Raw genomic sequence first — 19,674 nt, forward strand, 5'->3', positions numbered from 1 at the left:
GAATATCAGTGTGAATTCCCCCCCCAATCTTAATCGCTGTAAAATATCCAAGAGATGGAGGATGTCGGATTCGTGCTTCCCCAAATACATGCCCCCCTTGGCAAGCGTCAGGCCTGAAAAGACAACGGTGGTTCCGAACAAAATAGCGAAAAGGAGAATTGAATTGATTTGTTTCATTGGCGCCCGCGTTAACTTTTAAGCAACACTAGCCGCAGACCATACGTCTTGCAAAACCTCCTGCGCGTTTTTTGTGGTCATTCCTACAAAGCGCGGTAGAATCACCACAAAAAGAGCAGTTCTAACCAATTGGCAAACAAACAGGTATTTCAAATGTCTTATGAATCCACGGGTGTTGTTGCCCCTCCTGCCCCAAAACGTCTCAACGAGATGAATCTCTCGCCTGTGATGATGCGCGACATACTTCTGAAAACGCTGTTTCGGCAGAATATTGAAATGGTATCCGAAATTGCCAAGGCTGTGTGCCTCCCGATGCCCGTCACCCAAGAATTGGTAGATATGGCCCGCGAGCAACGTTTGCTTGAGGCTACAGGGACTCTTCACGCCAACTCCGGCAATGAAATGGGATACCAACTGACGGATCAGGGAAAAGCACGTGCCTTAGATGCTCTAAGCCAGTCCGAATATTATGGTGCCATGCCAGTCCCCCTCGCGGTCTATCAGGAACAGGTCAAACGCCAATCCATCCGCAATATCATGATCAACAGGGCGCAACTGAACGGTGCAATGGGGCATTTGATCCTACCGCCAACGCTCCTCGACCAACTGGGGCCTGCAGTGAGTTCTGGGCGCTCAATCCTGATGTATGGCCCTCCTGGCAACGGGAAGTCCTCGATTTCGAACGGGATTCGCGACGCGCTTGGCGACAAAATATTCGTACCGCGCGCCATTGAATATGCCGGTCAGGTGATCACGGTCTATGACCCGATTGTGCACAGTGCTGCAGAAGCGCAGGAGGAGGATCCAAACTCGCTGCGACGTGCCTCCAACCGTTTTGACACACGCTATGTGCGGTGCGAGCGCCCCACGGTTATCACCGGTGGCGAGTTGTCTCTCTCCATGCTCAACCTTGTCTACAACCCAACTTCCCGCACCTATCAAGCGCCTCTCCAGCTTAAATCCACGGGCGGCGTCTTTATTGTGGACGACCTTGGACGCCAAGAGGAGTCACCACAGGCTCTCATCAACCGTTGGATTGTGCCGCTTGAAGAGGGCAAAGATATCCTATCTCTACAATCGGGCGAAAAATTTGAGGTTCCGTTCGACACGCTGGTCATATTCTCTACCAACTTCCACCCAAACGAGATTTTCGATAGAGCGGCTCTGCGCCGGATCTTCTTTAAAATCAAAATTGATGGTCCCGACCAAGAAGACTACATCAAGATTTTTGCCATGATGGCACGCCGTCGGAAAATGCCCCTAGACGAAGCCGCCCTAGTGCATTTGCTAAAAAAGAAATATCCCGAAATCGACAACGTTTATGCCAACTATCAGCCTATCTTCCTGATCGACCAAATGATCGCGATTTGCGAGTTTGAGGGGATACCCTATCAGATGTCCCCCGACCTGATCGACCGCGCATGGGCCAATATGTTCGTAAAAGACGAGGCGATTATTCACTAACAGCTTGGCCCTTCCCTCGCGGAAGGGCTTGGAAAAAGGTTGAAACCACGGCAATCTTCTCCCTGAATGTCAAAGGAGAATGCTATGTCGGAACGTGTATCCCTATCAATGGATGGGCCTGTCGCGGTCGTTGCGCTCTGCCGTCCGGAAAAACGCAACGCGCTTGATCTGGAAATGATCCAAGCGATTGTCGAAACGGGTGAAGCATTGATGGACCGCAAAGACATCCGCGCGGTTGTCTTATGCGGCGACGGCCCGTCCTTCTGTGCGGGCCTCGATACATCTACATTTGGTACGCTCGTTGCGCAAATGTCCAAAACCGGTGGCATTACGGCGCGCACCCATGGCGACAGCAACCTTTTCCAACGCGCAACAATGGTTTGGCGCGACTTGCCGATGCCTGTGATCGCCGCAGTGCATGGGCACGTTTACGGCGGCGGCTTTCAAATAATGCTCGGCGCAGACATGCGGATCGCACGGCCAGACAGTAAATTTTCGATCCGTGAGGGAAAATGGGGGCTCATTCCTGACATGGGCGGTATGGCCCTTCTGCCGCAACTCGCCCGCGCAGACCTTATCCGGAAATACATTTATTCCGCCGAGGTTTTTGATGGCAATGCAGCACTGAACGCGGGCTTCATCACCGAAATCAACGATGATCCCAAAGCCCGCGCACTTGAGATCGCTTGTGATATTGCGACCAAAAACCCTGACGCTATCTGTGTTGCCAAGGAATTAATTACAGAAATCGAACATGCGAGTGTACCTGACGTACTCATGGCGGAATCTGTAGCACAAGCAAAACTCTTAGGTACACCCAACCAGATGGAGGCCATCATGGCTGGGTTAGAGGGCCGAAAAGCGAACTATAAAGACCCCGCTTAAGCCGTCAGCCCCTCAGGTTCAGCTAGCCCGTTCGCGCGGCAGGTTGCTGTCAGTGTGTTTGCAAGCAAGCACGCAATCGTCATGGGGCCAACCCCCCCCGGCACCGGTGTAATAGCGCCAGCAACTTCCTTGACCGACGCGAAATCCACGTCGCCAACAAGCCGTGTCTTGCCCTCGCCTTTTTCAGGGGCGGGAATGCGGTTAATCCCCACATCAATTACAGTTGCGCCCTTCTTAATCCAATCCCCCGTTACCATCTCTGGCCGCCCAACGGCGGCCACAACGATGTCCGCAGCACGGACGACACTTGGTAAATCCTTCGTGCGACTGTGGGCGATTGTCACCGTACAGCTATCCCCAAGAAGTAGGCTCGCCATAGGCTTGCCCACAATATTTGAGCGCCCAATGACCACAGCATTCAAGCCAGAAAGCGAACCGTGGAACTCGCGCAACATCATCAAACAGCCGAGCGGCGTACAAGGCACCATCGATTTTTGCCCCGTCCCCAAACGACCGACATTGGAAATATGAAAGCCATCAACGTCTTTGGCAGGATCGATGGAATTGACCACCAAATCCTCGTTTAAATGCGCAGGAAGCGGCAACTGGACCAAAATGCCATTCACGCTAGGATCGGCATTTAGCTTCGCAATCAGCGCCAACAAATCGCCTTCAGAGGTATCCGCTTCCAACTTGTGTTCAAAGGAATTCATGCCAACTTCGGTTGTCATTTTTCCCTTTGCGCGAACATAAACCTGGCTCGCAGCGTCTTCGCCTACCAACACAACAGCCAGCCCTGGTGTAATGCCATTTTCATCGCGCAATCGGGTTACGTGGGTGGCCACTTTCTGACGCACTTCGGCTGCAAATGCTTTGCCATCAATCAACGTTGCTGTCATCGGGGCTCTCCTTGGGTGAGTTTAGAACGGCTTCTTCACGGGCAATCGAAAACCCGATCATTTCGCGCCATATGGATTCTGCGAGTGCTGGTGCAAGGCCGACAATCCGAGCCTGTGACGTGACTTTTTCAACGACATCTTCGACTCGAGCGGGGATGTTTGCCGGCAGGCCATCACGCATTTTGATCTCGGCGGCACGGTCGATATACTTCAACCGTAAGGCCAGTTTCGAGACCAATTCACGGTCCAGCGCATCGATTTCGACGCGCAATTCCGTCATGTTTTTACAGTTTTGTGGGTCGCGCATGGGCATTCCATAGTTTAGGTCGCCTTCTCATACGCCAATACGCGCCCACCCTCAATGCGTCTAAAACAACCCTTCAATCTCCCCTTGGGGATTGAGTTTTATCGTCTCTGCGGACGGCACGCGCGGCAGACCGGGCATCGTCATGATCTCCCCGCAAATCGCGACGATGAACCCAGCTCCCGCCGCAAGCCGAACTTCCCGTACAGGCACAGAATGACCCACAGGTGCACCGCGCAAATCTGGGTCGGTTGAGAAACTATACTGTGTTTTTGCCATACATATTGGGAGATGGCCAAATCCAGCATCTTCCCATGTGCGCAGTTGGTCGCGAATTTTCTTGTCCGCAAGGACTTCGTCGGCGCGGTAAATTGACTTTGCAATCCGTTCTATTTTTTCAAACAGTGGAAGGTCATCGGGATATAGTGGCGCAAATTGGCTGATACCCGCATCCGCAATCTCCGCGACACGCGTTGCCAGTTCAGTGATTCCCGCAGAGCCCTTTTCCCAATGCTTACAGAGAATCGCTTCAGAACCTTGTGACGCAACATAGTGTTTGACCGCTTGGATTTCAGCGTCTGTGTCGCTTGTGAAATGGTTGATTGCAACGACGACGGGCACCCCAAAGGATTTCATGTTGCCAATATGGCGTCCAAGGTTTGCGCAACCATGCTGTACCGCCTCGACGTTTTCTGCACCAAGATCGCCCTTTGCGACGCCCCCATTCATTTTCATGGCGCGCACAGTGGCGACCAATACGACGCAATCAGGAGCAATTCCCGCCTTGCGACATTTGATATTCATGAATTTTTCGGCACCAAGGTCCGCGCCAAAACCTGCTTCTGTGACAACATAATCGGCCAGTTTTAGGGCCGTGGTCGTGGCGATTACCGAGTTACAACCGTGGGCAATATTCGCAAACGGGCCACCATGAACAAAGGCTGGATTGTTTTCGAGCGTTTGAACAATGTTGGGTTGCATCGCTTGTTGCAACAACACGGTCATCGCCCCATCCGCCTTAAGATCTCGTGCATAGACGGGTGTGCGGTCACGACGGTAAGCGACAATAATATCGCCGAGCCGCTTTTCGAGATCCTTCAAATCCGTGGCCAAGCACAAGATCGCCATGACTTCGGAAGCCACAGTAATATCAAAACCTGTTTGGCGCGGGAAGCCGTTGGCAATGCCCCCCAGTGACGTCACGGTATCACGTAGGGCGCGGTCATTCATATCGAGAACACGGCGCCAAACCACACGACGCTCGTCGATTTCAAGTTCATTACCCCAATAGATATGGTTGTCGATCATGGCTGCCAACAGGTTGTGGGCCGACGTTATGGCATGGAAATCACCCGTAAAATGGAGGTTCATATCCTCCATTGGTATAACCTGCGCATAGCCCCCACCGGCGGCGCCACCCTTCATACCAAAACACGGGCCCAGCGATGCTTCGCGAATACAGATTGCGGCTTTCTTTCCGATCCGATTGAGACCATCCCCCAAACCAACGGTCGTCGTGGTTTTACCTTCGCCTGCCGGAGTCGGATTAATCGCGGTCACAAGGATGAGTTTGCCGTCAGTTTTACCCTTGAGGCCTTTGATAAAGTCGGCGCTGACCTTGGCTTTGTCATGACCGAAAGGCAAAAGATGATCTGTTGGAATGCCAAGTTTCTCGCCAATTTCCTGTATTGGTTTCTTGTTGGCTTCGCGTGCAATCTGAATGTCGGTTTTGAAAGTCATTATGGCCTCTGGTTCAAGGGTGCTTCATAATTGCTATACCTTGCCAGAACCGGCACCACAGGCTCAATTCCGACATTTCCCCCATAGAAAGCGCCGTGATTTGTTTCACATGGGAAAGATTGGGGCCATTGAGTGGAAGAAAGCTTCGCTCACTCGTCGGATTCTGCGATCGCCATGGCCAGAATTTTTGTCGCTTTTTCAAAATGATCCAGCTTGTGAGTTTCAATCCACCAAGTCGCGGCCTCCATCAACCTGGCAGGGTCGTCATTCCGATTAGCGAAAAATGCATAGAACGATAGGCCGACGCCTTCGCCCTTTTGCGCAATTTTTTGGGTGCAAACTGTCATAATTCTTGAGCGTAGGGCGGCGTGCATAAAGTGTTCTTTCCAAAAAAAACGCCACGAGAATTCCCGTGGCGTTTAAAATCTTATGGGTGAAAAACTAAGCGGATGGCTCTGGCTCCATGCCACCGTCCAACTTTGGCTTTTTCGGTTTCGTTTTCGGAACCGCTGTCAAACTTGGCTTGGAACCTTTGTCCGACTTGTCATCATTGTCGTCGCTCACATGGGGTGACTCGCCGCGCACAACGCGGGCGATTTCCTCACCCGTCAGGGTTTCGTACTCCAGCAACCCTTGCGCCAAACGTTCAAAGTCTTCAGCGCGCTCTTCGATAATACGCACCGCTGTGGCATAGCCCTCGTCGATCAGCACTTTAACTTCGCTTTCGATCAATTCTTTTGTCGCCGCAGAAACCGAGAATCCGCCGACACCGCCCATGGAATCGTACCCATTGGCTGCCTCTTGGTAATCGATATTGCCCACTTTGTCGGACATGCCATAGCGCATCACCATAGCGCGCGCCAAAGCTGTCGCCTGCATGATGTCGCCTACGGGGCCGCTGGAAACGCTGTCTGCGCCGTATTTGAAAATCTCGGCTGCTTTACCGGCCATTGTCATCGCAATGCGTTGCTTGGCTTCGTCCTTAAACATTTGCAGACGGTCCATTTCGGGAAGGCTCATCACCATCCCCAAGGCACCACCACGTGGAATGATTGTCGCTTTATAAACCGGATCACATTTCGGCAACGAAATCCCCACGATCGCGTGCCCCGCCTCGTGATAGGCCGTTTTTTCTTTCTGATCCGCCGTCAAAACCATGCTGCGACGCTCAGCGCCCATCATAACTTTGTCTTTGGCCATTTCGAAATCATCCATGGTCACAAAATTGCGCCCAATGCGCGCGGCCATCAAGGCACTCTCATTCACAAGGTTGGCAAGATCCGCCCCAGAGAAACCTGGAGTACCGCGCGCAATGATCCGCAGATCAACGTCGGGGCCAACAGGGACTTTAGCAGCGTGAACATTGAGAATTTTCTCGCGACCTTTGATATCTGGATTTGGAACTTGAACTTGGCGGTCAAAACGACCGGGGCGTGTTAGCGCTTTGTCCAGAACATCGGCGCGGTTTGTCGCGGCAAGAAGGATCACACCTTCGTTGCTTTCAAAGCCATCCATCTCGACCAGAAGTTGGTTGAGAGTTTGCTCGCGCTCATCATTGCCACCGCCATGGCCGGAACCACGATGGCGCCCAACCGCGTCAATTTCGTCAATAAACACAATACAAGGTGCGTTCTTTTTGGCCTGTTCAAACATGTCGCGCACGCGGCTTGCGCCCACACCGACAAACATCTCAACAAAATCAGACCCCGAAATGGTGAAGAAAGGCACACCTGCTTCACCCGCAATCGCTCGCGCTAGCAATGTTTTACCGGTACCTGGAGGGCCCACAAGCAAAGCACCTTTAGGAATTTTACCGCCCAAGCGGCTAAATTTTTGTGGATTGCGCAGGAATTCTACGATTTCTTCGAGCTCTTCCTTGGCCTCGTCAATACCTGCAACATCATCAAATGTTACTCGGCCTGACTTCTCGGTCAGCATCTTGGCCTTAGATTTGCCAAAGCCCATCGCGCCGCCTTTGCCGCCACCTTGCATACGGTTCATCATAAAGAACCAAAATCCAATCAGGAGAATGACAGGGCCAAACAGCCAAATGATACGACTAACCGATGAGGCTTCCTGAGAAACGGCGGTTACTTCTACGCCTTGATCAAGAAGCATTTTCGTAACTTCAGCGTCCTTGGGAATGATCGCCCAAGCCTCTTTGTTGTCGAGGCCAACAAAGGTGACGCGTTCGCCATCGACTTTTGCTTGCGTGATTTGACCGGCCTCAACCGCAACGGCAAAATCCGAATAGGCGTACTCACTGCTAGACAGTGTCGTTTGATTGCCGCTGAAAAGCTGGAACAATGCGATAAAAAGCAGACCCAAAACGATCCAAAAAGCGAAACTTCGAGCGTTGCCCAAGGGACATCTCCTTACGAAAATTAACAGAACGGTAGAATCCGAGCGTCGTCACCTACCTAAAATAAGGATCACAGCGAAATCTTCAATGCGATAAAAGGATTCTGATCAAATCTTCCTTATCACGAAGAGGTGTCGCCACCAAGTATTTGTGCTTTTTGGCCAGTGGCGCCGCAACGAGTTCTGCGCCGACCCATACCGATGGAGAGGACAGGAGCGACTGCCTCCTGCGCCCAGATGCACGCCACTCGGGGCATGCAGCGAGGCCCTGCTCCCCGAGCGCAGCAACCCTAGCATGTTCTGGAAACTCTCCAGAAACATGCCAACGATTATCCCAGTCAAACGCGGCACTTCCATGCGCCTCAACGGGTTCCGAGACCGCAGAAAGCTCCCTGAAAATCCTTATTTTACTGGACTTCAATGTCAAAATGCAGCCCGAAAGCGTACTCGCTCCTTGGTCAGTTAGCTGCGCAAATACTTGCGCCAATGCCCGCGAGCGTGGAGAGTATTCAGATGGAGAAACCCAAGAAAGTGCACCGATAAGCAAGCGCCTTTGGATGTCCTCTGGCATTTTTTTAAGCTGCTCCCAGTCGAGCAACACATCGCAATCTTCAATCTCCATCGCCGCTTCGGCTTCCTTGGCCGCGTAAGTTTTCAATGCAATTGAAGCCTGTTTTAAATTTTCTGCTACCTGCGTTATTTTTTTTGTTTCCAGCCCGCATGTTTCCAATTCCCGCAAAACTGAGCGCATTTTCACCCGCTCAAATTTGGAATCTTGGTTAGAGGGGTCCTCGACCCATGTCGCACCACGTTCCCGAAGAAACATTCGCAACGACTCGCGGCGCATTGATAGGAGTGGACGCGTAAAGAGCATTCCCTCTCGCTCAAACTCCGACCGCATATGCGCGAGCCCGTCGACACCAGAGGAACGTGCAAGACGCATCAAAAACGTCTCGGCGACGTCGTCGGCGGTATGCCCGAGGGCAACGGTTGCTACCCCGCCGGCAACGGCCCACTCTGCGATCAAATGATAGCGTGCGCGGCGGGCCTGTGCTTGCAAATTGCCTTGACCGTCCCAGTTTTCCCAAACCAAAATGTCATGGGAAATCCCGCGTTGTGCGCAAATTTCCCCAACCCACTTAGCTTCGCTACGTGCCTCTATGCGCAATCCGTGGTCAACAGTCGCAACCCGCAATTCGCTGTTGGTTTCGCGTGCCCAATTCGCAGCTAATTCAAGCAAAGCCCTCGAATCCGAACCACCCGAAACCGCGAGTCCGAGGGTACGACCGACAAAAGGCGCCAGCTTTTCTGCCAGCGCCTTTTGCAATTCTTTGTCGTGAAGTTCGGGTTCGATCAACTGCAGCCCAAACCACTCATAGATGATTGCGCTTGGCCTACGATTTCGGAGGACGGGAAGCGTGTTTCGACCTCGCCAAGCATCAAACAGGCTTCATTTGTTTGACCAAGCGCACCCAAAGAAACGCCCAGTTTAAGCAAGGCTTTTGGCGCGAACGCTCCGTTGGGGTCGCCAGAGAAACTGGCCAGAAATGCCCGCGCGGCTGAAGAGGTTTCCGACAGGGATTCATAGGATGTCCCGCGTAGAAAATGGGCTTCCTGAGACAGTCTGCTACCTGGATAGTTCGTGGTGAAAGCGTCGAATTGCTCCACGGCGTCAGTGAAATTTCCGGCGTCCATTGCCGCTTTCGCCACTGCAAAGTCGGCCTCTTCACCAACCGCCAATTGCACGCTATCTGTAGGTGCCTGAGCCGTATTCACAGCCGACGTATCGCCGCCCAATGTGCTGCCCAATGTCAAACTACCGATGTCGCATTTTGGTTCAAGTTCACAAATCCGGAATTCTAAATCCCCAATCCGATTGGTGCCATCCGTGACAACCCGGTCAAGCCGCAATTCAACCTCTTCTGAACGTGCGGTTACACTTTGCAGCTGGGCCTCTAGGGTCTCAATTCGCTCAATCAAACTGCCATTGTTCTGGCCACCATTTGCACCACCCGTCGTGGACAATTCCCGCTTAAGCTTTTGTATTTCTACATAAACAACGGAAAGTTCCTGACGGATGTCGGCAAGGGTCTGATCCTGTGCTGCGGCAACCCCACCCATTCCAAAGCTCAGGAACGAAGCTGCGACAATACCTGTCAGTGCCCTACGAGATGTTGAAAAACCAATCTGATACCGCATGCGCTAGACTCCAGCACCAGCGGCTACAACCGTGACAGAACGGCGATTGAGCGCGTAACAACTTTCCTGGGAACAAATCTCGATTGGGCGTTCTTTGCCATAGCTTACGACTTGCAGACGGCTGCTTGAAACGCCTTGTGACACCAGGAATTGCTGTGCGGCGTTTGCACGACGCTCGCCAAGTGCAAGGTTGTATTCACGCGTGCCTTGTTCGTCCGCGTGCCCTTGAACAATCGCCGTATAGGCCGTATTTTCCATCAACCAACGGGCTTGAAGGGTTAGAATGTCTTTGCCCTGTTCGCTTAAGGTGCTTTGATCCACGGCAAATAGAACGCGGTCGCCAATCGTTGTGTTGAAATAGGCCACACTGCGCGGATCATTTGCATCGCCATAGCCACCGCTGGTGCTTGCACCGTCGCCATAGCCACCGCTTCCTAACGCGTCTGCATTTTTATTGCTACATGCCGCGAGCCCAAGGACTGCAATCAGCAAAACCACTTTCGAAATATGTACCATTAGAAGTTCCACTTCGTTTTTACAAAGGGGATCCCTTTGCATTTACCTCGTTATTTCAGCTTCGCCTCTCTATTTCAACAGCGGTGACCATGCGGGGTCACTTGCCGCGCCTGGGGTGCTTATCCGTTTAAGGTTACGCCCAGTTGCATCCACGGAATAGAGCGCCGCGGTTCCACTTGCACCGGAGGTTTCGCGGGTAAACATAATCACGCGCCCGTTTGGCGACCAAGTTGGCCCCTCATCCAGAGTCGACGTTGTTAACAAACGCTCTTCGCTGCCATCCGTGCGCATAACACCAATGTGGAAGCGGCCCCCATCTTGCTTGGTGAAGGCGATCAAATCACCACGCGGAGACCACACCGGCGTGCCATAACGACCGGACCCCTTGCTGATCCGGCGCGCTTCACCGCCGTTGGACGACATAATATAAACCTGCTGCCCACCGCTACGGTCGCTCTCGAACACGATCTGGCTCCCGTCAGGCGAATAGCTCGGCGCTGTTTCAATTGCGGGTGTATTGGTGAGGCGTGTCGGCGTTCTTGACGCAAGGTTGAGCGAGTAAATATCAGTATTGCCTCCCCGTGAAAGGGAATAGACGACTGTTTGGCCATCTGGCGAGAAACGCGGCGCAAAACTCATGCTGCCTTCTTGGCTTTCGAGGAGGCTGCGTCCAACAGTGGCCACATCCAAAAGGTAAATCCTCGGAAAGCCAGAGTCATAGGACGTATAAAGGACGCGATCACCCGTAGGGGAAAAACGCGGCGCAAGCACCAAAGAGGAATCATTGGTCAAGTATTGAACGCCCGCCCCGTCGTAATCCATCACCGCAAGACGTTTTTTGCGGTTATCCTTAGGGCCACTTTCGGCAACATAAACAACGCGACTGTCAAAATATCCACCTTCACCCGTGATCCGGCTATAGACGGCATCCGCAACCTTGTGGGCCATCCGACGCCAACTATCTGTGGTGCCAACGAATTGGAGCCCCTCGCCCTGCGCTTGCCCTGTTACGACATCAAACAGACGAAACTTCACAGTAAGGCTTGATCCGTTGACGCTCACCGCCCCCGTTACAAGGGCTTGGGTGTTGATCGCGCGCCAATCCGAATATTGGATTGGGCTGGCGAAACTGGTGACTTGGGAAATAAACGCGCTTTGCGGGATTTCCCGAAACAAGGCGCTTCCTTCCAAATCGCTGACAACGACACGACTGATTTGCGTGGCGATATCCGTCGCCGCCGCGTTTTCGCCGATGAAGTTTGGCACCGCAACTGGCATGGGCTCAATCTGACCCTGATCAATTGTGATCCGCAGGGGCTCTGCCAAAACGGGTGTAATTGCGCTCGCAAAAGTGAGGGCAACCAACATAGTTAATTTACGGAACATAGTCATCTATTCCTCATCTTTTCTGGGTCAAACGTAATTTCAATTTCTTTCCAATGATCGTATTTTTCGGCAGGAAGATCAAAACCTTTGGCACCGCACCGAATAACTGCGCGACGTGCCGCCTCATAAGCTTGGTTTGCAGCGGCTTGGCCCCCGCCACTGAACGAAATCAGGCGCAGGGAGCTGCTAACAGGCTTGCCGTCCAGTCCCACATCCAAACCAACAATTACAATCGTGCGCAAGGCTTCACTTGAGAGCGTACCGACATTCCAACATTCCGAAACCGAGATTCGCAACGCGTCTTTCTCCCCTTCAGATAAGGGGGGACCGCTCGGAGCGGATTGCGTCACAGATGCAACATTTGCTTCATTCAAGGCCGCCATAATATCCGCATTCTGGGTGGACGCTGGCGCAGGGGGCGTCGGTGTCGGCGTAACCGTGGGGGTTGGTTTTGGCCGTTCTGGGCGCGCGGGAGGGCGCGCAGAAGAGGCTGGCGCAGAGGCGGGGGGAGCCACGGCTTCGGAAACGATGCGGTCACTTGTCTCCTCCGGGGCGGTCGTTTGCTCGACCTCTGGCGCAGGTTCAGGGATTTGCGCCGGTTCATCGACAGATTCTGTGGCCTCTTGGGGAATGTCATCCACCGCCGCATCAGGGGTTTCATTCACAACAGGTTGCGGCGCGACGCGCTGCGATGGCCGTGGAGACGCGGTGGGTGCCGTTGGGGCGAGCGGCACCACAAGAGGGTCTGGCGATTGAATAGTTGATGGGGGCTGATCATCCACAACCGTTGGTGCACTGGGTTGAACGGGTTCGTCTGGTGCCGCCGGTTCCGGAGCATCGGGCGTCGCGGCCTCCGGCTGACTAGGCTGAGCACCGGTTGCGGCCGGAAGCTCGGGTGGCGACAACGCCGCGAACTCCTCTGACGTCAAAAGAGAAACCTGTGTGTTTTCAAGCGTAGGTGAATCCTCGGCACGCAAAAACAGGCCCCCAAAAAGAAGCCATATTATTATGCCTGCATGCGCAGTGCCTGAAGTATAGAAGCCGGTTTTCACGTTGTACCGTTATCCGTCGTTGCCGTTCAAACGGGGCCCGCCCGTCTCGGTTACTAGGCCGATATTGTTGAACCCACCCGCATTCAGCGCGCCCATGATCTGGACCACGTCTGAATAGGGAATACTGCCGTCTGCACGCAAAAATACCTTGTTATCATCACGCTCTTCCGCAATTGCGATAAGCTTGGTGAGTAAGTCCTCGCGGGCGATTTCCGTACTCATGAGTACAACTTGCCCCTCTGCCGTCAGGGTGATTGTTAGCGGTTCTTCTTGCTCGCTCGGCAGGGCTTTCGCCGCCGTTTTGGGCAATTCCACCGGCACACCGACTGTCAACAATGGCGCCGCGACCATAAAAATGATCAGCAAAACCAACATCACATCCACAAACGGAGTAACGTTAATTTCCGCCATTGCTTTGGAACGCCCGCGACCTCGACGGCCGCGTCGTCCGCCACCGCCACCACTTTGTACCACTCCCGCGCCCATATCAGCTATCCAACTGACGGCTTAGAATGGTCGCAAACTCATCTGCAAAACCTTCATAACTTGACACGATCCGATCGCTATCGGCAGACAGCTTGTTATAAAACACAACCGCCGGAATCGCCGCAAGAAGGCCAAGCGCGGTCGCAAGAAGCGCCTCCGCAATCCCGGGCGCAACAACCGCCAGGTTCGTACTTTGCTGCATCGCAATTTCTTCAAAAGCGTTTTTAATACCCCAAATAGTGCCGAAAAGCCCAACAAAAGGTGCCGTCGCGCCAACCGTAGCCAAGAACGACAGACCATGCGTAAGAGATTCGCTTTCCTTTGAAATCGCCACATCCATGGAGCGGTCGATCCGTGCCTGCGCCCCAGCGATCAAGCCGCCATCCTGACGATGTGACCGACGCCACTCCAGCATTCCCGCCGAGAAAATCTTCTGCGAAGACCCTTTAGGGTCGCCCGCGATTTGGTCAAAGAGTTCATCCAAAGGCTCGCCCGACCAAAATGCTTGATCAAAATCCGTAGATTCTCCACGCGCACGCTTAAATCCAATGGATTTCTGAATAATGATCGCCCACGACCAAAAAGACGCGATAATCAGAAGGATCATCACTAGTTTTACGGTGAAAGTTGCACGTAAAAAAAGCGCCATGAAGGAGAAATCAATCTCCTGCGCCATCGCAAGGGTATCTGTTTCCATATGCCTGCTCGTTTATAAAGGCCGGTGTTCCGGCTCTGATTAATCTATGTTTTATAGCACTCCCACAGGAAAAGCTATGATTTGCAAACAGCACGCCAAAAATGACGCATAATTAGGAGGCGATGTGGCGAATTTCCGCCGGTAACCGCGTAGGAGCGCCGTCCGACAGGCGAATTGCTACCAATGTTACAAGCGCTGTGAACAAAATCGTGTCGCCACGCTTAACGTCTTGTGCCATCGCCATCCGTGCGCCAGTGACCGCCTCCAACGAAGTTTCGACCGTGAGAACATCGTCAAATAAAGCTGGTGCCAGATAATCCGCTTCAAGGCGGCGTACGGCAAAAACCACGCCTTTTTCTTCCTTTAAACTTACCTGATCAATACCGTGGTCGCGGACGAATTCTGATCGTGCGCGCTCGATAAACTTCAAATAATTCGCATAATATACAATACCCGCCAAATCGGTGTCTTCGTAATAAACGCGCAATGGGAAGCGATGAATCATTCGGCACTCACAGGTTTTGGCGGCAGGGCAAAATGCACCATGCCAACGCTTAATGGATTAGACAACTGAAGACGTAGGCGGAATCCGTGCAAAAAGGCGAAGCGCATGACTGCTGTCGGTTGCGACGGATGGAAGAATCGGGTCGTATCCCGCTTGGATAATCTGCGCGATTTCTGGACGCAAAACCGTGTGGCCCGTATCAGGGTGGATTGCCAAAGGGGACGTCGTGGCAAAAGCCTGATCGCCCCACAGCAGTATCATTTGCACCATCTGACCTAGTGCCAGAACATCGGCGGGAATTTGCGAGAGGGCATCATCCATTCGCAAAAACAGGAAGCCCGCTTTGATCGCGCCGTGGGTATCAAACCTGAAAAAGCGGTACTGATTGGCGTTCGCTTTGGTCAGTCGCGGCAAAAGCGCATCCATTTCGGGGATGAGCCCATCCATATCTGGCACGCCCTTAAGTTCGTCCCAGTCCCGCAGAAAAAACACCCACAGGTTAGAGCCAAACTCGGGGTCCGTTTCCATAATATCGTGCCGTGCAAGCGTCGTGACGGCCTCAAGAGCGCCCTTCACCACGACCAGCGTTTCGTCCTCGACGCCAAAAACGACGGGCGCAATGGGCCGCCCCCAACGGGAAAACCCATAAGCACCGTTGCGCTGAAACAGCGCCGTAATATCGTCAGGTGAGATCATCACATCGTTCCCTTTGACAGCGGTCATAAACCGTGGGTGGGATATGTTTTAAAGGGCGCAATTGCAAGCTCTAGTCGTCAAACATTTGCGTCTGCCCCGGAGGGAGGGGCGCATTTAACCCAAGGTGGGTCCAAGCTTTTTGAGCGAGCATCCGTCCACGTGGCGTGCGCTGAATAAGGCCTTGCTGAAGCAAAAACGGCTCGATTACTTCTTCCAAGCTGTCGCGACTTTCGGACAGCGCCGCCGATAGCGTTTCAATACCTACTGGCCCCCCGCATAATTTTCGGCGACGAGCAAAAGGTAGCGACGGTCGGCACCATCCAACCCAAGGTGATCCACCCCAAGCCGTGTAAGCGCATGATCCGCGAGCTTGCGAGTAATCTTGCCACCGTTTTCAACAAGCGCAAAGTCCACAACGCGGCGCAAAAGCCGTCCTGCGATCCTTGGTGTCCCGCGTGCGCGCCGCGCGATCTCCATTGCCCCATCGGGTTCTGTCGGGACATGCAAAAGCCTTGCACCACGCGTCACGATTTCATGCAACTCTTCGACGGTATAAAACTGAAGCCGCGTCGGAATGCCAAAGCGGTCGCGTAGTGGCGTTGTCAAAAGCCCCATGCGGGTGGTCGCCCCGACAAGCGTAAACGGCTGAAGCTCAATACGGACAGTACGTGCCGCCGGCCCTTCGCCAATCACCAAATCAAGCTCGAAATCCTCAAGTGCTGGGTATAAAACTTCTTCTACCGCTGGATTTAAACGGTGAATTTCATCGATGAACAAAACATCTTTGGCCTCGAGATTTGTGAGGATGGCCGCTAGATCACCTGCCTTTGCCAGCACGGGCCCACTCGTCATGCGGAAATTCACGCCCAATTCGCGCGCCATAATCTGGGCAAGCGTAGTTTTGCCCAAACCGGGAGGGCCGTGAAACAAGACGTGATCCATTGCTTCGTTACGCTGTTTTGCGCTTTCGATGAAAATCCGGAGATTGGCCCGAACTTCCGCCTGGCCGATAAATTCTTCCAAGACTTGGGGCCGCAATGCGCGGTCCGTATCTTCGGGGCGCACTTCTGGCCGCAAGTCTGGATCGGGTTGGAACACATCACTCATAGTCTAGCCCTTCGGAGCAAGCAGGCGCAGCGCTGCGCGAATAAGGTCGGGCGTTTCAACGTCGGGGGTATCCATAGCGGCCTGCGCCACGCCTCGCGCGGCTTCGCTGGGATTATACCCCAAATTGGTCAGCGCCGAGAGCGCCTCGGATTGCGCCGCAGCGAAATTTCGAACAGGCACCGATGAAGTTGCTTTCGGAGTCTCGATCACGACATCATCGTCCGCATCCACAACAGGCGCGACCGTCCCCTGCGCCATCGACAATGACCCGCCCAGCGCCATCACATTTGGCGCTTTGTCTTTGAGTTCCAAAACAACACGCTGTGCCGTTTTTGGCCCAATGCCTCGCGCGGCTTTAACGGCATTCCAGTCGCCCAGTGTAATCGCGCGGCCAACGCCTTCGGGCCCAAGGGCGCCCAAAATCGCCAAGGACGCCTTAGCCCCAACTCCTTGCACAGACAAAAGCAAACGGTGCCATTCTTTCTCAACCAAACTTGTGAAACCAAAAAGTTGCAACAAATCTTCGCGCACCAATAACTCGGTATAAAGCGCAACGGCTTCGCCAACTTGCGGCATCGCGGCCAAAGTGCGCTCAGAAACATAGACCAAATATCCAATGCCGCGCACGTCGATCATCACATGATCGGTGCTGCGATATTCCAAACGCCCTGAAATCTTGCCAATCATGCGGCCCCCTGTCGTTCTGCGCGTTTCACTGCTTTTTCCAAATGGTTCGCGGATTGTGCATGATGAGCATGACAGATCGCAATCGCAAGCGCATCGGCCGCATCAGGCCCCGCGAGAACGCAACCCGGCAACAACATAGACACCATATGTGCGACCTGCCCCTTATCGGCATGCCCCACCCCAACAACGGTCTTTTTCACTTTGTTTGGGGAGTATTCGCCAACGGGCAATCCCGCTTGCGCCGGAACCAACATCGCAATGCCGCGCGCCTGACCCAATTTCAGGGTGCCCGCGCCATCCTTATTCACGAAGGTTTGCTCAACAGCAGCAGTATCTGGGGCGTATTGCTTAAGGACGCGCGTCAACTGGCTGTGTAAAGATAATAAACGTTCCGCCAATTCGGCTTTTGCGTCCGACGTACAAACCCCGTTTGCCACATGTGAAAGGCGCACCCCCGTTACGTCAATAACGCCCCAACCAAGGCTCCTAAGACCGGGATCGATTCCCAATACACGCATACTTCTTCCTGTCTGCTCTGGATTTGGCGTTTGCCGCCATTATCGCTTGCGGCCAGCAATAGCACGAAACGCGAACATTTGCCAAGAGATTGCCGCACGAACCTTGTTTTTATGCCCAACAGGCGCATCGTTTTCGGAGCGTTTACAGGGGTTTTCATCCTTTTTGAGCAGCCAAGGTTTCAGCTATGCACAAAACGCATGCGGGATATGCGAGCGCTGCCACTTGTTTGGGCGATTTAATAACCCTATTTGCCAATCAAGATAAAACGAAATCATCAATACACACAAAAAAGGATGCCTAGCATGACTGTTACATATTCTTCCCGCACTATCGCAAACGGCGCCTCAATTGGTGGTCGCGTTTTCGGTGCCTTCGCTACTCTTTTCGGAACATTCGCTGACTGGAACGACACCCGCGTGACCCGCAACACATTGAGAAAACTTTCCGACCGCGAATTGGACGACATCGGCCTTTGCCGCCAAGACATCGAACGCATTTAAAAAACGACAACACTCACGGTGAAAACCTGCGTCTATTTTAGGATAGCGCGGGTTTTTTGCGTTTTTGCCTCCTCAAATAGAAAAAGCCGCACCAGAGGCCATGGTGCGGCTTTTTGCGAGTAAAACTCCAGGATCGAGAGAGACACCAATCGAATCCAGCATATCTTACTTTAAGTATTTCCCGATAGTTTCCGCTGTCATTTTAGTAACCGGATCGGCCGCCATGGCGAATGCACCCACCTTTTCAAAGGCGGTTCCCGCTTCCAGCTTGGCAACACGTGCGTCGTATGTGGCGGCGCCAAGGTGCGCAAGCAACATCCCTTTAAGAACGAAGAGGACTGCAAGTGTTAGAAAAGCACCGCGCCAAGGAAACCGAGGACCACGGCGAAGCGTTTGAGTCGTAATCAGGCCGTCATCGGCCACGACCAACATTGAGCCATTTCTGGCCTGCTTGTGTTTACGCTTATTAATGCGAGACACACGCTTGGCAAAATCTTGCATATTTGCATCAGCCATATCCGGCTCCGTCAGTTGGCCCCCACCAACAGAGTCATTCTTGAGGTGAAATGAGGCAAAATCAAGGCGAATAAGGCAAAATCAGGGAGTTTCACCCTCACCTCAGCCTTTTTTCTGGAGCAAAAGAGTGGTCCATTCAACAATCTCGGTGCGAGAGATGAGATTGAACTCATTCTGTGCATAAACGTCGACCACAGAATCTGCCTGCTCGTTCAGAATCCCCGAGAGAATCGCATAGCCACCCGCTTGAATGTTAGCCTTCATATCAGGGGCGAGGCCAATAAGAGGGCCCTTTAGGATGTTTGCAAACACCAAATCATAGGGTGCTTTCGCTACAAGGGTTGGATGATTAAAGCCCGCAGCTTCGACACACTGCACCTGCTCCAAAAGGTCGTTAGAGCGCACATTGGTCATGGCAACGTCGACCGCAACTTGATCGATATCGCTCGCCATCACCCTGTTAGGCCAAATGCGCGCGGCGGCCATAGCGAGCACGGCGGTTCCACACCCGATATCCGCCACATTTTTGCCGACGAAACCACCACTCGCCAAACCATCCAGCGCCTTAAGGCACCCCAGCGTCGTGCCGTGGTGGCCCGTTCCGAAGGCCATTGCGGCATCGATCAACAAAGGAATGGAATCCTCAGGAACCGTATCCGCATCGTGGGTGCCGTAGACATAAAAGCGGCCCGCCTTAACGGGCGACAGCTCGCGACGCACATGTGCAACCCAGTCGACGTCTGGCACCTCAGATACGACAAATGGTTTTGCACCCGACATTGTTTCAAGCAATGCCAATTCGGTCACATCGGGCATCTCGGTGAAATAGCCCCCAACTTCCCAAAAACCAGACCCGTCCTCAACTTCGAACACGCCTACACCCGTGGGTTCAGACGTCATATTCTCCATGGCTTCGCCAAGCGAAGTCGCTGCGGCTTTGCCGTTGAGCGTTGTGAGTGCGGTATAAGTGGCCATAAG

General features: G+C 53.2%; 21 protein-coding genes and 1 pseudogene. 3 read left to right on the top strand and 19 right to left on the bottom strand.

Features of this window, described 5'->3' with window-relative positions; all coding sequences use genetic code 11:
- The first annotated feature begins 330 nt into the window (after positions 1 to 330).
- A complete protein-coding gene (locus RC74_RS02590) occupies positions 331 to 1,641 on the top strand; it encodes an ATPase (RefSeq protein ID WP_039001494.1) in 1,311 nt (436 codons plus the stop codon).
- An 84-nt stretch (positions 1,642 to 1,725) separates the two neighbouring features.
- Entirely contained in the window at positions 1,726 to 2,526 is an 801-nt protein-coding gene (locus tag RC74_RS02595) for a crotonase/enoyl-CoA hydratase family protein (RefSeq protein ID WP_039001495.1), read from the top strand.
- On the opposite strand, the gene folD is transcribed toward RC74_RS02595, so the two are convergent.
- The 17 genes and pseudogenes from folD to ruvC form a co-directional block, all read right to left on the bottom strand.
- Positions 2,523 to 3,425 carry a bifunctional methylenetetrahydrofolate dehydrogenase/methenyltetrahydrofolate cyclohydrolase FolD gene (folD, locus tag RC74_RS02600; protein WP_039001496.1) on the bottom strand — a complete coding sequence of 301 codons (903 nt, stop codon included), beginning with the start codon at positions 3,423 to 3,425 and terminating at the stop codon, positions 2,523 to 2,525. The two genes, RC74_RS02595 and folD, sit on opposite strands and share 4 nt — an antisense overlap.
- Positions 3,406 to 3,732: a chorismate mutase gene (locus RC74_RS02605; RefSeq protein ID WP_039001497.1), complete on the bottom strand. Its 327-nt coding sequence runs from the start codon at positions 3,730 to 3,732 to the stop codon at positions 3,406 to 3,408. The genes folD and RC74_RS02605 overlap by 20 nt, the downstream gene beginning before the upstream one ends.
- Positions 3,733 to 3,792: 60 nt before the next feature.
- Positions 3,793 to 5,469 (bottom strand): formate--tetrahydrofolate ligase, encoded by a 1,677-nt coding sequence (locus RC74_RS02610; RefSeq protein WP_039001498.1) that lies wholly within the window; start codon positions 5,467 to 5,469, stop codon positions 3,793 to 3,795.
- Between the two features lie 149 nt (positions 5,470 to 5,618).
- Positions 5,619 to 5,843 (bottom strand): DUF6500 family protein, encoded by a 225-nt coding sequence (locus RC74_RS02615; RefSeq protein ID WP_039001499.1) that lies wholly within the window; start codon positions 5,841 to 5,843, stop codon positions 5,619 to 5,621.
- A gap of 67 nt (positions 5,844 to 5,910) precedes the next feature.
- Positions 5,911 to 7,833, bottom strand: coding sequence for an ATP-dependent zinc metalloprotease FtsH (gene ftsH, locus RC74_RS02620; RefSeq protein WP_039001500.1), 1,923 nt, complete (start codon positions 7,831 to 7,833; stop codon positions 5,911 to 5,913).
- A gap of 82 nt (positions 7,834 to 7,915) precedes the next feature.
- Entirely contained in the window at positions 7,916 to 9,187 is a 1,272-nt protein-coding gene (tilS, locus tag RC74_RS02625; protein WP_052274741.1) for a tRNA lysidine(34) synthetase TilS, read from the bottom strand.
- A complete protein-coding gene (gene ybgF, locus RC74_RS02630) occupies positions 9,184 to 10,029 on the bottom strand; it encodes a tol-pal system protein YbgF (protein WP_052274742.1) in 846 nt (281 codons plus the stop codon). The genes tilS and ybgF overlap by 4 nt, the downstream gene beginning before the upstream one ends.
- Positions 10,030 to 10,032: 3 nt before the next feature.
- Complete coding sequence (pal, locus tag RC74_RS02635; protein WP_039001501.1) at positions 10,033 to 10,545, bottom strand: peptidoglycan-associated lipoprotein Pal; 513 nt, start codon at positions 10,543 to 10,545, stop codon at positions 10,033 to 10,035.
- Between the two features lie 69 nt (positions 10,546 to 10,614).
- On the bottom strand, positions 10,615 to 11,937 hold the full coding sequence (tolB, locus tag RC74_RS02640) for a Tol-Pal system beta propeller repeat protein TolB (RefSeq protein ID WP_179946753.1): 1,323 nt from the start codon (positions 11,935 to 11,937) through the stop codon (positions 10,615 to 10,617).
- Complete coding sequence (locus RC74_RS02645; protein ID WP_039001502.1) at positions 11,934 to 12,983, bottom strand: hypothetical protein; 1,050 nt, start codon at positions 12,981 to 12,983, stop codon at positions 11,934 to 11,936. The genes tolB and RC74_RS02645 overlap by 4 nt, the downstream gene beginning before the upstream one ends.
- A gap of 9 nt (positions 12,984 to 12,992) precedes the next feature.
- Positions 12,993 to 13,469 (bottom strand): protein TolR, encoded by a 477-nt coding sequence (tolR, locus tag RC74_RS02650; RefSeq protein WP_039001503.1) that lies wholly within the window; start codon positions 13,467 to 13,469, stop codon positions 12,993 to 12,995.
- A gap of 1 nt (position 13,470) precedes the next feature.
- Entirely contained in the window at positions 13,471 to 14,166 is a 696-nt protein-coding gene (gene tolQ / locus RC74_RS02655; protein ID WP_039001504.1) for a protein TolQ, read from the bottom strand.
- 112 nt (positions 14,167 to 14,278) lie between these two features.
- Complete coding sequence (gene ybgC, locus RC74_RS02660) at positions 14,279 to 14,671, bottom strand: tol-pal system-associated acyl-CoA thioesterase (protein ID WP_039001505.1); 393 nt, start codon at positions 14,669 to 14,671, stop codon at positions 14,279 to 14,281.
- A gap of 57 nt (positions 14,672 to 14,728) precedes the next feature.
- Positions 14,729 to 15,367: a hypothetical protein gene (locus tag RC74_RS02665; protein ID WP_039001543.1), complete on the bottom strand. Its 639-nt coding sequence runs from the start codon at positions 15,365 to 15,367 to the stop codon at positions 14,729 to 14,731.
- Positions 15,368 to 15,437: 70 nt separating this feature from the next.
- Positions 15,438 to 16,474 (bottom strand): annotated as a pseudogene (gene ruvB, locus RC74_RS02670) (Holliday junction branch migration DNA helicase RuvB).
- A gap of 3 nt (positions 16,475 to 16,477) precedes the next feature.
- The gene (ruvA, locus tag RC74_RS02675) at positions 16,478 to 17,161 is read right to left on the bottom strand and encodes a Holliday junction branch migration protein RuvA (protein ID WP_039001507.1); all 684 of its coding nucleotides are present in this window, start codon (positions 17,159 to 17,161) and stop codon (positions 16,478 to 16,480) included.
- A complete protein-coding gene (gene ruvC / locus RC74_RS02680; RefSeq protein ID WP_039001508.1) occupies positions 17,158 to 17,679 on the bottom strand; it encodes a crossover junction endodeoxyribonuclease RuvC in 522 nt (173 codons plus the stop codon). Before ruvC ends, ruvA begins: the two co-directional genes overlap by 4 nt.
- Before the next feature lie 303 nt (positions 17,680 to 17,982).
- Between ruvC and RC74_RS02685 the strand changes: the two genes are divergently transcribed.
- The gene (locus RC74_RS02685) at positions 17,983 to 18,180 is read left to right on the top strand and encodes a DUF1127 domain-containing protein (RefSeq protein ID WP_039001509.1); all 198 of its coding nucleotides are present in this window, start codon (positions 17,983 to 17,985) and stop codon (positions 18,178 to 18,180) included.
- 165 nt (positions 18,181 to 18,345) lie between these two features.
- On the opposite strand, the gene RC74_RS02690 is transcribed toward RC74_RS02685, so the two are convergent.
- Together RC74_RS02690 and RC74_RS02695 are read right to left on the bottom strand one after the other, a co-directional pair.
- Positions 18,346 to 18,696 carry a hypothetical protein gene (locus RC74_RS02690; protein WP_039001510.1) on the bottom strand — a complete coding sequence of 117 codons (351 nt, stop codon included), beginning with the start codon at positions 18,694 to 18,696 and terminating at the stop codon, positions 18,346 to 18,348.
- Between the two features lie 102 nt (positions 18,697 to 18,798).
- The gene (locus RC74_RS02695; protein ID WP_039001511.1) at positions 18,799 to 19,671 is read right to left on the bottom strand and encodes a 50S ribosomal protein L11 methyltransferase; all 873 of its coding nucleotides are present in this window, start codon (positions 19,669 to 19,671) and stop codon (positions 18,799 to 18,801) included.
- Positions 19,672 to 19,674 lie beyond the last annotated feature (3 nt).

It is taken from the genome of Falsihalocynthiibacter arcticus (assembly GCF_000812665.2).
Taxonomy (GTDB): domain Bacteria; phylum Pseudomonadota; class Alphaproteobacteria; order Rhodobacterales; family Rhodobacteraceae; genus Falsihalocynthiibacter; species Falsihalocynthiibacter arcticus.

What these genes read in the sequence shown, in the direction of transcription:
- RC74_RS02590 (WP_039001494.1), top strand. Translation starts at nt 331, where the DNA reads ATGTCTTATGAATCCACGGGTGTTGTTGCCCCTCCTGCCCCAAAACGT.
- RC74_RS02595 (WP_039001495.1), top strand. Translation starts at nt 1,726, where the DNA reads ATGTCGGAACGTGTATCCCTATCAATGGATGGGCCTGTCGCGGTCGTT.
- folD (WP_039001496.1), bottom strand. Translation starts at nt 3,425, where the DNA reads ATGACAGCAACGTTGATTGATGGCAAAGCATTTGCAGCCGAAGTGCGT.
- RC74_RS02605 (WP_039001497.1), bottom strand. Translation starts at nt 3,732, where the DNA reads ATGCGCGACCCACAAAACTGTAAAAACATGACGGAATTGCGCGTCGAA.
- RC74_RS02610 (WP_039001498.1), bottom strand. Translation starts at nt 5,469, where the DNA reads ATGACTTTCAAAACCGACATTCAGATTGCACGCGAAGCCAACAAGAAA.
- RC74_RS02615 (WP_039001499.1), bottom strand. Translation starts at nt 5,843, where the DNA reads ATGCACGCCGCCCTACGCTCAAGAATTATGACAGTTTGCACCCAAAAA.
- ybgF (WP_052274742.1), bottom strand. Translation starts at nt 10,029, where the DNA reads ATGCGGTATCAGATTGGTTTTTCAACATCTCGTAGGGCACTGACAGGT.
- pal (WP_039001501.1), bottom strand. Translation starts at nt 10,545, where the DNA reads ATGGTACATATTTCGAAAGTGGTTTTGCTGATTGCAGTCCTTGGGCTC.
- tolB (WP_179946753.1), bottom strand. Translation starts at nt 11,937, where the DNA reads ATGACTATGTTCCGTAAATTAACTATGTTGGTTGCCCTCACTTTTGCG.
- tolR (WP_039001503.1), bottom strand. Translation starts at nt 13,469, where the DNA reads ATGGGCGCGGGAGTGGTACAAAGTGGTGGCGGTGGCGGACGACGCGGC.
- tolQ (WP_039001504.1), bottom strand. Translation starts at nt 14,166, where the DNA reads ATGGAAACAGATACCCTTGCGATGGCGCAGGAGATTGATTTCTCCTTC.
- ybgC (WP_039001505.1), bottom strand. Translation starts at nt 14,671, where the DNA reads ATGATTCATCGCTTCCCATTGCGCGTTTATTACGAAGACACCGATTTG.
- RC74_RS02665 (WP_039001543.1), bottom strand. Translation starts at nt 15,367, where the DNA reads ATGATCTCACCTGACGATATTACGGCGCTGTTTCAGCGCAACGGTGCT.
- ruvA (WP_039001507.1), bottom strand. Translation starts at nt 17,161, where the DNA reads ATGATTGGCAAGATTTCAGGGCGTTTGGAATATCGCAGCACCGATCAT.
- ruvC (WP_039001508.1), bottom strand. Translation starts at nt 17,679, where the DNA reads ATGCGTGTATTGGGAATCGATCCCGGTCTTAGGAGCCTTGGTTGGGGC.
- RC74_RS02685 (WP_039001509.1), top strand. Translation starts at nt 17,983, where the DNA reads ATGACTGTTACATATTCTTCCCGCACTATCGCAAACGGCGCCTCAATT.
- RC74_RS02690 (WP_039001510.1), bottom strand. Translation starts at nt 18,696, where the DNA reads ATGGCTGATGCAAATATGCAAGATTTTGCCAAGCGTGTGTCTCGCATT.
- RC74_RS02695 (WP_039001511.1), bottom strand. Translation starts at nt 19,671, where the DNA reads ATGGCCACTTATACCGCACTCACAACGCTCAACGGCAAAGCCGCAGCG.